Below are 13,708 nucleotides of genomic sequence, written 5' to 3'. Positions count from 1 at the left end.
GACGCACCGCATGACATCAACCGCGGGCCGCCCCTTCGCTTCGACGCTTTCGAAGACGAGGGGGCGCGCCGGCCGCAAATAAAACGAGAGGACAGGGAGGAAACATGAACAAGAGAATCGGGACAGCCGCATGCGCGGCATTGCTGGGCGTGCTCGCCGGCGCGGCGCACGCTCAGCAGGCGGGCGACAACGTCGTCACGCTCGGGTGGTTTCACATCATGCCGCAGCAATCGAGCACGCCGATGACGACTTACGTCACGCCGCAGCCGATCGATACGCCGCTGCGGCTGCCCAGTTCGTTCACGTCGTCGGGCACCGGGCTTTCGACGACGAACGCCGATACGGCCGGGCTCATCATCAGCCACTTCTTCACCGACCACATCGCGCTGACGACCGTGGCCGGCGTGCCCCCGACGTTTCAACTCAAGGGCCGCGGCGCGATCGTGCCGCCCGGCCCGGCCGGTGCGCTCGGCACCGAAAATCTCGACGATCCCGCCAACGAACCGATCGTCAAGAGCGTGCGCCAATGGAGCCCGGCGATGATGGTTCAGTATTACTTCAACAAGGCGAGCGCCAAGTTCCGGCCATTCGTCGGCGTCGGCATTTCCTACAACTTCTTCACCGACATCCAGCTCAATCCGAACTTCACGACGTCGACCGAGAACAATCTCGGCGCGGTGCTCGCGGCCGGCGCGGCGAAGCCCGGTCCGACGAGCGTGTCGGCGAAAGCGTCGCCGTCGTGGGCGCCCGTGTTCAATGCGGGGGCCTCGTACAACATCACGAAGCACTGGGGCGTGAGCGCATCGCTCACCTACATTCCGCTGAAGACGAGATCGACGGTGTACGTGCGCGCCGCCGACGGCACGCTGCTCGGCACGACTCAGGCGCAGTTGACGGCCGATCCGCTCATCACCTATGTCGCGGTGTCGTACACGTTCTAGTCTTGGGCCGCGAAGCCCGCGAGGCCCATGGGATACATGGGACGCGCAAAACGCACGGAGCACATGGGCAAAAAAAGGGCGAAAAAAAAGCCCGCCGATTCGGCGGGCTGAATCCATATCAGAGGAGACATGGAGGAGACAATTTCACTGTAGCAAACCGGTTGATGCGTTGCAACAGACCCCCTTTGAAGCACCCGCTACTCGTTGCCGCCGCGCAACACGCGCTGCCGATTTGGCCCCTTCACACCAGCGTCATCGAGAGCAAAAAACCGAGCTGATCGACGCCGACCGGTTTGACCAAATGCACGTCGTAGCCGGCCGCGAGCGCCATGTCGCGGTACTGCGGCTGGCCCCATCCTGTCAGCGCAATCAGCAGCAATGCGGATTGCCCTGCCATTTCCCGCATGCGATGTGCCGCGGGCAGCCCGTCGAGCATCGGAGCGCCGATATCGATCAGGGCGGCATCGGGCGGCGCGCGCCGCGCAATATCGAGGGCCTCCTCGGTGCTGTGCGCCGCGACGGCCTCATAACCGAGACTCTCGACCAGATTGACCAACATGCGGCGCGCGGTGTCGTCCCGATCGGCAATGAGCACACGCTTGCGATGCTCGCCGTTCGATTCACCCGGCTCGTCCCCTCCTACGTTCGCGACCGTTCCTTGCGCGCCGTACCCATCGGATTTCATTGCTTCATCCTCGTTGCACAGAGCTCGTTGCGACCCGCCGCAATAAAGGCGCGGCGGTATTTCGTGTGATGAATCTCGTTGTCACGGATATCTTGGCGCCTAATCAAACGATCGTTTGGAGAAAAAGCTCAGTGTTCGATTAAAAATAAGGGTTTCTGCTCACATACGCAAAATTATTTTCAATACGGTGGCGACAAAGCACTTCATTCGCACGATTCAAACATAGCCGCCCCTCAAAATCGAGCGCCCGCCCGCTTCGCACCGGCCTCGCTCGTCTCCGCGAAAAACACCTCCGCTCGCACGGCTGCCGGCCCTATCGCGCCCCGCCGTCGCCGGGTCCGCCATAAAAATCGAGGCTCCTACCTAAAGTTCGGCGCCGCCCGTCCGTTCAACGCACTGGTTACAACATCGACCGCGCCATGCCGGATCACGAACCCGTCATGCGGTACGCGCCCTCGGCGCGCGCAGGTCGGCGTTCCTGCCGGCTAGCCGGCGCATCGAAGCCAAGGAAACGCAGTGAAATCGCATGTTTATTCGGGCGCAATCGCAGTGGCGCTCGCCGCGGCAAGCTTCATCGCCGCCCCCGGCGCACAGGCCGCGCTCGGCCAGCACGTCGACAGCGTCGCGACCGACGCGACACACCTCTCGGCTATCGCACACGCAAGCATCGTGCAAGGCGCCTATACCGTTCATACCATTACGCTGCCGTCCGGCACGGTGGTACGCGAATACGTCGCATCGGACGGCATCGTGTTCGGCGTCGCGTGGGAGGGTCCGACGCTGCCCGATCTGAAGACCACGCTCGGCACCGCATTCGACCGATTCGTTTCGGCCAGCCCGACACGCGGCGGCGGGCCGCTCGCGGTCTCGGCGAACGACCTCGTCGTCTATTCGAGCGGACATTTGCGCGCGTTTTCGGGTCACGCCTACCTGCCGCAAGCGCTGCCGGCCGGCGTCGATGCCGGCGTCGTTCATTGAGGAGTAGGAACGATGCTCAGATTATCCGGCTCGAAAGGCTCGAAGGTCGTCATGTTGGCGGCCATGTTGTTGGCGGCGTGTTTGACTGCGGCATGCGGCGGCGGTGGTGGAGGCGGCGGTGGAGGGTCGGGCGGCGGCGCCAGCTCGGTCAGCAATACGTCCCAGGCACCGGTTGTCAGCGCACAGCCCAACGTCGCGCCGATCAGTGTCGATCACGGCGTGTCGGGCGTGCCGAACATGCCGTTCGTCAGCGTCACGATCTGCGCGCCCGGCGGTACGAACTGCCAAACGATCGACCACGTGCTCGTCGATACAGGATCGTGGGGCCTGCGCGTGTTCGCATCGCAACTGCCCGCGTCAGTCGCCCTGCCGCAAGAAACGATCGGCAACGGCAACGCACTCGCCGAATGCATGCAGTTCTTCGACGGCTATACCTGGGGTTCGGTGCGGACCGCCGACGTGCGCATCGGCGGCGAGCTCGCCAGTTCGCTCCCGATTCAAGTGATCGATCCGAACTATGCCGCCGTGCCGGCCAGCTGCTCCAATACGGGCGCCTCGCGCAACACGCCGAGCGCCTTGGCCGCCAACGGGATTCTCGGCATCGGCGTGTTCAAGCACGATTGCGGCGCGGCCTGCGTGAGCCAGGCCGTCTCCGGCACCTATTACGCGTGCACGGGTACGAGCTGCGCGCCGACCGCGGTGGCCGAATCGTCGCAGGTCGCCAACCCGGTGCCGTATTTCGGCACCGACGGCAACGGCGTCATCGTCAGCTTGCCGGCCGTGCCGAGCGGTGCCGCGGCGAGCGTCAGCGGATCGCTGATTTTCGGCATCGGAACGCAGAGCAACAACGGCCTCGGTTCGGCGCAGGCGATCGGCGTCGACCCTACGCGCGGCGTATTCACGACGACGCAAAACGGGACGACGTATTCGGGCAGCATCATCGATAGCGGGTCGACCGGGCTCTTCTTCTCGACCAATCAGATGTCCGCCTGCGCCAGCCCCAATCAGGCCTACTACTGCCCGAGCACGACCGAGCAATTCAGCGCGGTCAATACCGGCAGCAACGGCACGACCAGCGCGGTCACGTTCAGCGTCGGCAATGCCGCGCAGCTCTGGCAGTCCTCGGGCGGTGCGGCGGCAATGCCGCTGTTCGCGGGCCCCGCATTCGTCGGCTCGCAAGTGTTCGACTGGGGGCTGCCGTTCTTCTACGGCCGCAACGTCTACGTCGCCGTCGAACAGCAGCCGACACCGGCGGGCACCGGGCCGTATTTCGCGTATTGATCTCGGATCTCGGATCTCGGATCTCGGATCTCGGATCTCGGATCTCGGATCTCGGATCTCGGATCTCGGATCTCGGATCTCGGATCTCGGATCGCTGATCCCCGATCTCGCATGCGAAAAAAACGGGACGACGCATTGGCTGCGTCGCCCCGTTTTTGTTTGCAATGTATCGACGACAAGACGATACGGCGTTGCGACGATCAGTGCCGCACGAGCGCCATCATCGCGCCGAAGCCGACGAACACGCCGCCCGTCAGCCGGTTGAACGCCCGGGCGACGCGTCCGCTCTTGAGCGTGGTGCCGATCCTCGCGCCGCAGAGCGCATAGACGAGATACCAGCTCACCTCGATCACCGCGAACGTGGCAACGAGAACACCGAATTGCGGCAGCGTCGCCTTCGAGGCGTCGATAAATTGGGGCAGCAGGGCGGCGGCGAATAGGATCGCCTTCGGGTTGCTGCTCGCCACGAGAAAGCCGTTGCGGTAGAGCGCGCCGAGCGAGCGCGCCGGCTTCGCCGAAGCCTCGTCGGCCGGCAACGCCTCGACGCTTGCGGGATCGTCGACCTTCGCGCGCCAGGACTTCACGCCGAGATAGATCAAATAGGCGGCGCCGATCAGCCGCAGCGCATCGAACATCGTCGGCCATGCCTTGAGGAACACGCCGAGACCGGCGGCCGAAACCGACAGCATCAGAACGAGAGCCGAGAGGCAGCCGGCCATCGTGGCCGTGGCGCGGCGGACCGTGTACTGGGCGCTGTTCGTCATCACGACGAGCATATTCGGGCCGGGAATAGCGGAGATGACGAAGACGGTAGCGACGAACAGCCACCAGGTATGCAGACTCATGATGCAACGCCTTAACTTAGAACTTAGGTAACGGGCACGGGCCGGCGATTATGCGCTCGAAAGCCGACGCACGGTTGCGCGGCGCGCTCAGCGTCCCGCACGCCGCGCGGCCACTTCGCCGAGCACGGCGAAATCCTTTTCGCCTTCGCCGCGCGCCATCACCTCGAGCAAGTTGTCGCGCAACAGGCTGCCGAGCGGCATCGGCGTCGAGCTCGCCTCGGCCGCGGCCAACGCCAGGCGAACGTCCTTCAGGCCAAGGCGCGCCTTGAACATCGCCGGCTCGTAGCGCCGCTCGGCGATCAGCTTGCCGTAGCCGGCATAAACGGGGCCGGGAAAAACGCTCGCCGTGATCACGTCGAGGTAGTCGGTCATCGCCACGCCATGTCCGGCCAGCAGCGATGCCGCCTCACCCAGTGTTTCGATCGCCGAGGCCAGCGCAAAGTTGGCGGCGAGCTTGATCACGCTCGCGTGCTGCGGCAGCGAGCCGATGCGGCAAGTCTTTTGTCCGATGACATCGAAAATCGGCTGCACGCGATTGACAGCCTCCGCGGGGCCAGCGGTGATGATCGTCAGTTTGCCCGCCGCCGCCACGTCGGGCCGGCCCATCACCGGCGCGGCGACGTAGTGGATCCCGCGCGCGGCGTGCTCGCGCGCCATGGCTTCGGCCAGCGCGACCGAAACGGTCGCCATGTTGACGTGGACGAGATCGCGCGGCGCCTGCTCGAGCAGCGCCGCATCGATGACATCGGCGACGGCGGCGTCGTCGGCCAGCATCGAGAACACGGCTTCGCCGGCGAACGCGGCGGCCGGCGTATCGACGATTTCGGCACCGAGCGAGACGAGCGGCTGCGCGCGCTCGCTCGTGCGATTCCAGACGCGCACGCGATGGCCCGCCTTCAGCATGTTTTCGACGATTGCGTGACCCATGCTGCCGAGGCCGATAAAACCGATGTCCATCGCTGGCTCCTTCGCTCAAAGCTGGCAGTAAAGCACGATTACCGCGAACGTGCCGACAGGACGCGCACGCGTTCGCGCCGCCGGTGCGATACTCGTGCGATGCCGACCGTTACCGCCACGTTCCGGTTTTATGAAGAGCTGAACGACTTCCTCGCCCGGCCGCTGCGCGGACGCGCCTTCGGCTGCGCCTGCGCGCGCGACGCCACGACCAAACATATGATCGAAGCGCTCGGCGTGCCGCACACCGAAGTCGAGCTGATCCTCGTGAACGGCGAATCGGTCGGGTTCGACCGCGTGCTCGCGGACGGCGATCGCGTGTCCGTCTACCCGAAATTCGAGGCGCTCGACATCTCGCCGCTGCTGCGCGTGCGCGAGCGGCCGCTGCGCACGATCCGGCTCATCGCCGACGCGCACCTCGGCGGCCTCGCGCAACTGCTGCGTCTGGCCGGCTTCGACACGCTCTACGACAACCACTTCGCGGACGACGAAATCGAGGCGCTGGCCAGTTCGGAAAACCGCATCGTGCTCACGCGCGATCGGGAGCTGCTCAAGCGCCGCACGATCACGCACGGCTGCTACGTCAGGGCACTCAAGCCGCAGGTGCAGTTGCGGGAGGTGATCGATCGGCTCGATTTGGCCGGCAGCGTCCACGCGTTCCGTCTCTGCCTGTCATGCAATGCCCCGCTGCGGCGCATCGACAAGACGCAGGCGGTCGGCCGCGCCCCCGAGGGCGTGCTCGAACGCCATTCCCAGTTCGTCACCTGCGACGTTTGCCGGCGCGTCTTCTGGGAAGGCTCGCATTGGCAGCGCATGCGCACACTCATCGATTCGCTCGTGCCCGAGCAGGCCACGCAGCTCGATCAGGTCGATCAGGTCGATCAGGTCATCAAAACGTCAAAACCGTCCTAACCCCGGCGACCGCTTCGTTGCCGATGCGCGCGCCGCCCGCGCTCGGGTTCGGCACGCCGCCGCCCGGGCGGAAGAAGTATTGGAAATCGGCCTGCAGGAGCCACCACGGCGCGACTTGATATTGGTAGGTCGCCTCGACCATGGTCTCGGCCGTCCGCACGGGATAGCCCGGCGTCGTATTGGCCCCGACATCGCGGTCGAAAGCGCTCGCATGCGAGCCGATGTCGGCATAGCCGAGCGCCAGGCCGACGGAATCGTTGTCGCGGCCCGCGAACGGCGCCTTCAGGACGACGCCGGCATTCGCGGCGAAGTCCACGACGTTGCGATCGCCGGGCGCGCCCATCACGCGGGCGAACACGCCGATCGAGCGCGCGGCATCGGGGCTCGGCCGCCACACCATTTGATCCGCCACGGCATAGACGCTGAAATCGCCATGCCGCATGCGCGCCTGCGCGCCTGCGCCCGGGGCGGCCAGCGACAAACCGTCCGTGCCGTCGCGCTGATCGGCAAAGCGCGTGTTGTCGTACCAGAAGCCGAGCTTGTACGTGCCCGGCAATACGCTCGACGTCTGCGGCGCGCCGGCGGCCGGCGCTTGCCCGATCGCGTATTGCACTTCGCCGATGAACAACGCGCCGTCATGCAGATTGAAGCGCGAGACGCGCAGGAAACGTTCGACGTGCATAACAACTCCCCATGGGTCCGGCCGCGAGCCGGACGCGATGCATGAACGACACGCCGCGCGCGCTCGTGCGAGCGCGGCAGGCGGTCGTGAAAATGGGAGCGGGCTACAACACGGGCCGTCGTGGAGACGGTCCGGTAAAGAAGCGCGCTGACCCTGCGCAATGCGGGTCAGCGGCTGAGGGAAGGCTCAGTGTCGCTGATTCGCGATTGCAAATGAATGGCCGGCACCGGCCGGCGAACAAGATCGACTACTAGAGCCTGCGTCCACGAAGGACTCTCCTCTGAACTAAAACAGCGCGGATTCTATGCGTACCCATTTTCGCGACGCAAGCGCAATTTCGCACTTCTGAGCAAATTCGTCGCGAACGGCCGCCGCGTCGCGGCCTATGCGAGGTCGAACCGACAACGCTCTACCCCTTGCTCGTTCAGAACGTTCATCGTGCGCCATCGTTGTTGCGCGCATCTGACACTCCAAGCGAGGACGAGACACCGTGCATCAAAGGTCTCGACGCGAATGCGCACGTCAACGCACGGATAACGCCAAATTTTTTAAGTGCCACAGAAATCTTGGGTTGACGCATGTTCGATGCGGCAACTAAAATTCGGTCAATTTCACAAATGGGGCATATGCCTTGGACAGTTGCAGTAGTCGACCTTCGAACAGTGTTTTTGCCTGATCGGCACGACGCCAGCTGAATTCTTCTTTTAGCCGCCGTCATGCCAACTGGCAGACGGTGCGCATCGCAGTCTCTTCCTAGCTTTCTCCCGCGCATCGATTTCGAATGGCCACCGTGCCGTTCGGTGCCGCCTTGCGTTCATCCACGCTTGGCGTGCGCCCGACGGCTCGTTGCCGCGAGCGGCTTTTGCTCGCGGCCGAAACGTACGCGCCGGCAATGCGCATGGTTTAGAGCCTAGAGCCTCGGAGCACGTCGAGCTCGCCGCCTAAAGCATCGTTGCCGCCGTGCCGATGAACACGTTCATACGCGCCTCGCGTCTGAACCTTGCGCGAAAGGAGTCTTCCATGACCGACCCCGACCCTAGTCGATCTTCGACGCGGCGTTCGCCCTTGTCGCACGCCGCCTGCATCGCCTGAATCGAGGCCGCATGCGTTCCTTCCCGTTCGATCCGCGATAGCGGCCCGGGCGAGCAGAAACCGAACGGGCCTTTGAAATCAGGCCTCCGTCATCCGGTTTCACCATTGCCTATCGAAGGAATCGCCATGCACTTCGCCCTTCTCGTCTCGCAACTGCCGCATCTGGCCGACGCACGCGGCCACTATCCGAACCCGCTCGCGCAAGCAACGCGCACGGACCGCGCACGCCAGGCCGCTTCGCGCTGCCTCGCCGGCCTCGCGCGTCTCGCCGCACGACGCAAGCTCGTCGGCTGACCGACGGGCGCGGGCTTGCCGCACCGGCGGCCCGCGCCGAATCACGAATACAAGATAAAAGCATCACTAGGGAAAACGACACAATGTCCACGCCAGCCAACGTCTCGTCCGCACGCAGCGCCGTGCTAGACGACGCCCACATCGGCGATATCAAAGGGGCCTTCGGAACGATCGCCCACCACGACACCGCGCCGCGACGCAATTGGGCCGCGCGCTTGCGAACGCTGCTCGCCATCCTGGGCCCGGGGCTCATCGTCATGGTCGGCGACAACGACGCCGGCGCGTTCGGCACCTATACGCAAGCCGGCCAGAACTACGGCACGACGCTGCTCTGGACGCTCGCGTTGCTGATCCCCGTGCTCTACGTCAACCAGGAAATGGTGCTGCGCCTGGGCGCCGTCACCGGGGTCGGCCACGCGCGGCTGATCTTCCAGCGCTTCGGCAAATTCTGGGGCGCCTTCAGCGTCATCGATCTGTTCCTGCTCAATGCGCTGACGATCGTCACCGAGTTCATCGGCATCACGTTCGCCCTCGATTTTCTCGGCGTATCGAAAGTCCTCGGCGTCTGCATCGCCGCGGTATTGACGATGGCCGCCGTCAGCACGGGCGATTTCCGGCGCTTCGAACGATTCGCGATCGTGCTCTGCCTGCTGAGCCTGTTGCTCGTGCCCGTGCTCGTCTCGATCCACCCGCCGGTCGGCGTCATCGCGCGTGACTTCGTCGTGCCGACCTGGCCCAAGGATTCGAAACTGTCCGACGTCATGCTGCTCGTGATCGGCATCGTCGGCACCACGGTGGCGCCGTGGCAGCTGTTCTTCCAGCAGAGCTACGTTATCGACAAGCGCATCACGCCGCGCTTCATGAAGTACGAGAAGATCGACCTGTGGATCGGCATCGGCTTCGTGATCGTCGGCGCCGTCGCGATGATGGCCTTCACGGCCGCGCTGTTCGGCGGCCGCCCCGAATTCGGTCAATTCACCGATGCCAGCGGCGTGATCGCGGGGCTGCACAAGTACGTCGGTCAAACGTCGGCCACGATCTTCGCAGTCGCGCTGCTCGACGCATCGATCATCGGCGCGGCGGCCGTCTCGCTGTCGACAGCCTATGCGATCGGCGATGTCTTCGGGATCCGCCACTCGCTGCACCGCAGCGTGCTCGATGCGAAGGGCTTCTACCTCGTCTACTTCGGCATCGTCGCGCTCGCGGCCGCGCTCGTGCTGATGCCGGGCAGCCCGCTGGGCCTGCTCACCGAGGCGGTGCAAACGCTCGCCGGCGTGCTCCTGCCGAGCGCCACGGTGTTCCTGCTACTCCTGTGCAACGACAAGGCCGTGCTCGGTCCGTGGGTCAATTCGAAGCGTCTGAACCTCTTCACGGGCGCGGTCATCGCGATACTCGTCGTCCTCTCGATCATCCTGACGGCCGCGACGGCCTTCCCCGACATCTCGGGTACGGCGATCGTCTGGATTCTCGTCGGCGGCATCGGGCTCTTCGCGCTCGGGTATCTCGGCGTGGAATTCGTGCGGAGCCGCGACGGCTCGGCGGCTTCGGCCAAGCTCGAAGCGGGGGCTACGCGCAAGGCGGACCGCGCGCTGCGCGATACGTGGCGCATGCCGCCGCTCGACGAACTGCCGGCGCCTAAGCTCACGTTCGCGACGCGCTTGTGGATGGGCTCGCTGCGCGGCTACCTCGTGATTGCCGTCGGGCTCGTGATCGTCAAAGTCGTGCAGATGGCCATGCATTGAGCGGTATCGGCGAGGCTGCGTGCTAGGGGCTTACGCCTTCGCCTCTTCCTTCGCGTCGTAGCATCCGCGCGCAGCGGCGCCGTTTAGCCGTGCGCGCTCGAGCAGCGCCTGCTGCGCCGCTTCGACGTTTTCAGGCTTGCCCCGCCAAGCCGCGAGCGGCGGCTCCTGCAACGCGCGGCCATACGAGAAACTCAGAGGCCACGGGCGCCTTCCCGTCCGGTTGATCGCGTCGAGGTTCGCGCTCGCCTCTTGCGGCGTCTGCCCGCCCGAAAGGAAGTAGATGCCGGCGACGGCCGGCGGCACCGTGCGGCCGAGAATGCAGACGGTACGCTCGGCAACCTCGCTCACGCCGGCCTGCCGCGCGTGCGACTTGCCCGCGACGACCATGCTGGGCTTGAGCAGCATATGCTCGAGCACGACCGCATGCCGGTGCAGCGCATGAAAGACCTCGTGCAAAACCGCTTCGGTCACGTCGAAACACCGCTCGATCGAATGGCCGCCGTCCATCAGCACCTCGGGTTCGACGATCGGGACAATGCCCGCTTCCTGGCAAATGGCCGCATAGCGCGCGAGCGATTCGGCGTTCGCCTCGACGGCGAGCCGGCTCGGGAGCGCGTCCGAAACGTTGTAGACGGCGCGCCACTTGGCGAAACGCGCACCCTGCGCCTTGTACTTTTCGAGGCGCCCGGCGAGACCGTCCAGGCCTTGCGTGATTTCATCGCCACTCGCGTGCGCAAGCGCGATCTTGCCCGCGTCGACCTTGATGCCCGGCACGATGCCCTGGCGCGCGGCCAAGCTCGGCAGCGGCTCGCCGTCGTCGGCCTGCTGGCCCAGCGTTTCCTCGTACAGGATCACGCCGCTCACGTATTGGCCGAGGCCCGGTGTCGACAGCAGCAGCGTGCGCCATGCGCGGCGGTTTTCCTCGGTCGACGCCACCTCGATCGTCTTGAACCGCTTGGCGATCGTGGGGCCGCTTTCGTCCGCGGCCAGCAAACCCTTGCCGTCCTGCACGATGGCGTCGATGGTGGATTGCAATGCGCTGTCGTTTTGCATCGTCTGCTCCTTTCGCAAAAGGCTTCGCGCGCCGCGGCGAACTTTCGCGCGCGCGACGGTCGTCCCTAGTGTGCGTTGCGGTCGCCGTTAGTGTGCGCGGTGCGGCGTACGTGCGCCAGCCGTCGCATGTGCGTTCGACCGCGTAGGACGTTAGGCCAGGCGAGCAATTCCAGTGCCCACCGTCGTGGCGTTGCCGCGTTGCCTCGTTGCAGAGCAATCGGCCTGCACGCGCTTGGCACATGCACGGTTTGACGCTTTTAGCCCGCGCTAGTCGCGGCCGATGCGCGCGCACAGGGTCAGAAAACCCTCGATTTGCGCGGCGCTCGCCTCGATGCCGAGCCAGCGTATCCGCTGCTGCAACCGCACGCAGGCATTGCGCGCTCGCGCTTCACCGAGCATGGAGAGTGCGCCGTGAAGCCGATGGAGACGCCCGAGCAGGGCCTCGGCATCGAGCGATGCGAGCGCGGTACGCAGCGCCCTCTCGTCGTCGGACCACGCGAGCGCGAAGGCCGCATGCAATGCGCGGCGCGGCGATGCGGGCGCCGGGATACGACGCCGGCCGAAGCGCGAGCCGTCGATGTGCGCATGCAACAAGCGGCGCAATTGCGTCATGGCGAAGGGCTTGCGCAGCACAGCGGCAAACCCGTGGGGCGGCGCTTCGCCGGACACCGCTCCACGCGACGACACGCCGCTCGCGCGCGCCGACGGCGGCTCGCGCCACGCGGTGCCGGCGACGACCGGCACGGCCAGACCGTGCGTGCGCAACGCGGCCAGCAGCGCTTGGCCGCCCATCTTCGGCATGCACAGATCGGTGATGACGAGATCGTAGGAACAATCGAGCGCTAGGCGCAGCGCCTCGATGCCGTCCGCCGCGGTGTCGACGCGGCGGCAGCCGAGCGCCTCGAGTTGATCGGCGACGATGAAGCGGGCGAGCGCATCGTCGTCGACGACGAGAATGCGCACGTCGTAGCGCGCACCGGTTTCGGTCGAATCTTGAATATCGAGCATGGCGGGCCTCCCGGCACGTGTGCGCCGCACCATGATCGGTACGTGCACCGCGAAAGATCGAGGAAGGTAACGCTCGATCCGCGCCGCTTGCCGCCATCGCCGAAAAAAAGGACCGCGGGCCGGCCGCCTCGGCACCCAAGCCGACCGCGACCGCGACCGGCCCGGCTCGCGATCCGGACCGGACCTACCTCAGCGCCCGCCCGTGCGCCCGCAAAAACGGCAACCGTCGAAACACGTTGAACGCGATCAGATTGCCGAGTACCACGAGCGCCAAGCCCACCGCCGCCGACACCGACCACCGATAGCCTTCGAAGACGGTCGACACCGCGAGCGCCACGAACGGAAACAGGACCGTGCAGTACGCCGCGCGCTCGGGACCGATGCGCCCGACCAGCGTGAGGTAGGCCGTGAAGCCGATCACGGAGCCCGGCACGGCCAAATAGGCCAGCGCGCCCAAGTACCGCGGCGTCCATTCGGGCTGGAACGAAAACCCGGCCGCGAGGCTGCCGAGCGTCAGCACGGTCGCGCCGATCAGCATCGCCCAGCCGTTCGTCACGGTCGGATGCAGCCCCATCGACTGCATGCGGCTCGACAGCAGGTTGCCCGCTGAAAAGCACATCGTGCCGACGAGCGTGATGGCCAAGCCGAACCACATCGTGCGATCGCCGGCGTGGCTCGCCACCTGCGGCGCGAACAGGAACAGGATGCCGACGAGTCCGAGCACGGCGCCGACGATCGCGCTGGGCTGCAGCGTACGGCCCATGAACACCCGCCCGTTGACGGCGTTGAACAGCGGCGCCGTGGAAAAGACGACGGCCACGAGCCCGCTCGGCACGATCTGCTCGGCGTAGTAGAAGCACAGGAAGTTGCAGCAGAACAGCGCGAGCCCTTGGGCGAAGAGCAGCGGCCAAGCGGCGCGCGGCGGCCGCATCGGGCGGCGCATGATGCGCACGATCGCGAGCATGACGATGGACGCGAGAATGAAACGGAACGCGATCGAGACGGGCGGCGCGACGACGCCCGTCTGCCACTTGATGGCGATCCAGGTCGTGCCCCAAATGAGCACGGTGGTCAGATAAAGCAGCAAGTTCATCGAAAAACTCGAATGACGTTGGCGGGCCGACATGGCCCACCGGTCCCCCCACTATGCGACGGAGCCCCCTCCGTATCGTTGTCTATCCTTGCGGTTTTATTCGCACGCCCCGGCAGGCCGACCCCGCTTTCTCTATACTCGGTGCTCA

The 13,708-nt window shown here is 65.5% G+C and carries 12 protein-coding genes and 1 pseudogene; 6 read left to right on the top strand and 7 right to left on the bottom strand.

Features of this window, described 5'->3' with window-relative positions; genetic code table 11:
- Positions 1-104 precede the first annotated feature (104 nt).
- Complete coding sequence (locus DWV00_RS13095; RefSeq protein ID WP_115534017.1) at positions 105-941, top strand: OmpW/AlkL family protein; 837 nt, start codon at positions 105-107, stop codon at positions 939-941.
- 241 nt (positions 942-1,182) lie between these two features.
- On the opposite strand, the gene DWV00_RS13090 is transcribed toward DWV00_RS13095, so the two are convergent.
- Positions 1,183-1,626 carry a response regulator gene (locus tag DWV00_RS13090; RefSeq protein ID WP_115534016.1) on the bottom strand — a complete coding sequence of 148 codons (444 nt, stop codon included), beginning with the start codon at positions 1,624-1,626 and terminating at the stop codon, positions 1,183-1,185.
- Positions 1,627-2,142: 516 nt separating this feature from the next.
- Between DWV00_RS13090 and DWV00_RS13085 the strand changes: the two genes are divergently transcribed.
- Complete coding sequence (locus tag DWV00_RS13085) at positions 2,143-2,604, top strand: DUF2844 domain-containing protein (RefSeq protein ID WP_425452761.1); 462 nt, start codon at positions 2,143-2,145, stop codon at positions 2,602-2,604.
- Positions 2,605-2,616: 12 nt separating this feature from the next.
- A complete protein-coding gene (locus tag DWV00_RS13080; protein WP_115534015.1) occupies positions 2,617-3,885 on the top strand; it encodes a DUF3443 domain-containing protein in 1,269 nt (422 codons plus the stop codon).
- 200 nt (positions 3,886-4,085) lie between these two features.
- Here the strand turns inward: DWV00_RS13080 and DWV00_RS13075 are convergent, their stop codons facing one another.
- Both DWV00_RS13075 and DWV00_RS13070 read right to left on the bottom strand, forming a co-directional pair.
- Positions 4,086-4,730, bottom strand: coding sequence for a LysE family translocator (locus DWV00_RS13075; protein WP_115534014.1), 645 nt, complete (start codon positions 4,728-4,730; stop codon positions 4,086-4,088).
- 87 nt (positions 4,731-4,817) lie between these two features.
- Positions 4,818-5,687 carry an NAD(P)-dependent oxidoreductase gene (locus DWV00_RS13070; protein ID WP_115534013.1) on the bottom strand — a complete coding sequence of 290 codons (870 nt, stop codon included), beginning with the start codon at positions 5,685-5,687 and terminating at the stop codon, positions 4,818-4,820.
- A 99-nt stretch (positions 5,688-5,786) separates the two neighbouring features.
- On the opposite strand from DWV00_RS13070, the gene DWV00_RS13065 reads away from it, so the two are divergent.
- Complete coding sequence (locus tag DWV00_RS13065; RefSeq protein WP_115534012.1) at positions 5,787-6,596, top strand: Mut7-C RNAse domain-containing protein; 810 nt, start codon at positions 5,787-5,789, stop codon at positions 6,594-6,596.
- On the opposite strand, the pseudogene DWV00_RS13060 reads toward DWV00_RS13065, so the two are convergent.
- A pseudogene (locus tag DWV00_RS13060) lies at positions 6,574-7,251 on the bottom strand (carbohydrate porin); the annotation flags it as partial. The gene DWV00_RS13065 and the pseudogene DWV00_RS13060 sit on opposite strands and share 23 nt — an antisense overlap.
- A gap of 1,245 nt (positions 7,252-8,496) precedes the next feature.
- Here DWV00_RS13060 and DWV00_RS34015 point away from each other — a divergent pair.
- Positions 8,497-8,664: a hypothetical protein gene (locus DWV00_RS34015; protein ID WP_181885444.1), complete on the top strand. Its 168-nt coding sequence runs from the start codon at positions 8,497-8,499 to the stop codon at positions 8,662-8,664.
- Between the two features lie 83 nt (positions 8,665-8,747).
- Positions 8,748-10,406 carry an NRAMP family divalent metal transporter gene (locus DWV00_RS13050; protein WP_115534009.1) on the top strand — a complete coding sequence of 553 codons (1,659 nt, stop codon included), beginning with the start codon at positions 8,748-8,750 and terminating at the stop codon, positions 10,404-10,406.
- 30 nt (positions 10,407-10,436) lie between these two features.
- On the opposite strand, the gene DWV00_RS13045 is transcribed toward DWV00_RS13050, so the two are convergent.
- The 3 genes from DWV00_RS13045 to DWV00_RS13035 all read right to left on the bottom strand — a co-directional run bounded on the left by DWV00_RS13045 (position 10,437) and on the right by DWV00_RS13035 (position 13,560).
- Complete coding sequence (locus DWV00_RS13045) at positions 10,437-11,459, bottom strand: class I fructose-bisphosphate aldolase (protein WP_115534307.1); 1,023 nt, start codon at positions 11,457-11,459, stop codon at positions 10,437-10,439.
- Positions 11,460-11,726: 267 nt separating this feature from the next.
- Positions 11,727-12,467, bottom strand: a complete 741-nt coding sequence (locus DWV00_RS13040) for an Hpt domain-containing response regulator (protein WP_181885443.1) — start codon at positions 12,465-12,467, stop codon at positions 11,727-11,729.
- 184 nt (positions 12,468-12,651) lie between these two features.
- Entirely contained in the window at positions 12,652-13,560 is a 909-nt protein-coding gene (locus DWV00_RS13035) for a DMT family transporter (protein WP_115534007.1), read from the bottom strand.
- Positions 13,561-13,708: the final 148 nt, after the last annotated feature.

This window comes from Trinickia dinghuensis, from assembly GCF_003367175.1.
Taxonomy (GTDB): domain Bacteria; phylum Pseudomonadota; class Gammaproteobacteria; order Burkholderiales; family Burkholderiaceae; genus Trinickia; species Trinickia dinghuensis.
Note: the sequence above shows the minus strand (reverse complement) of the source record. Positions and strands in the feature narration are given on the sequence as shown.

Excerpts from the sequence above, each read along its gene's own strand:
- DWV00_RS13075 (WP_115534014.1), bottom strand. The coding sequence starts at position 4,730 with ATGAGTCTGCATACCTGGTGGCTGTTCGTCGCTACCGTCTTCGTCATC.
- DWV00_RS13090 (WP_115534016.1), bottom strand. The coding sequence starts at position 1,626 with ATGAAATCCGATGGGTACGGCGCGCAAGGAACGGTCGCGAACGTAGGA.
- DWV00_RS13040 (WP_181885443.1), bottom strand. The coding sequence starts at position 12,467 with ATGCTCGATATTCAAGATTCGACCGAAACCGGTGCGCGCTACGACGTG.
- DWV00_RS13035 (WP_115534007.1), bottom strand. The coding sequence starts at position 13,560 with ATGAACTTGCTGCTTTATCTGACCACCGTGCTCATTTGGGGCACGACC.
- DWV00_RS34015 (WP_181885444.1), top strand. The coding sequence starts at position 8,497 with ATGCACTTCGCCCTTCTCGTCTCGCAACTGCCGCATCTGGCCGACGCA.
- DWV00_RS13080 (WP_115534015.1), top strand. The coding sequence starts at position 2,617 with ATGCTCAGATTATCCGGCTCGAAAGGCTCGAAGGTCGTCATGTTGGCG.
- DWV00_RS13095 (WP_115534017.1), top strand. The coding sequence starts at position 105 with ATGAACAAGAGAATCGGGACAGCCGCATGCGCGGCATTGCTGGGCGTG.
- DWV00_RS13045 (WP_115534307.1), bottom strand. The coding sequence starts at position 11,459 with ATGCAAAACGACAGCGCATTGCAATCCACCATCGACGCCATCGTGCAG.
- DWV00_RS13050 (WP_115534009.1), top strand. The coding sequence starts at position 8,748 with ATGTCCACGCCAGCCAACGTCTCGTCCGCACGCAGCGCCGTGCTAGAC.
- DWV00_RS13065 (WP_115534012.1), top strand. The coding sequence starts at position 5,787 with ATGCCGACCGTTACCGCCACGTTCCGGTTTTATGAAGAGCTGAACGAC.
- DWV00_RS13070 (WP_115534013.1), bottom strand. The coding sequence starts at position 5,687 with ATGGACATCGGTTTTATCGGCCTCGGCAGCATGGGTCACGCAATCGTC.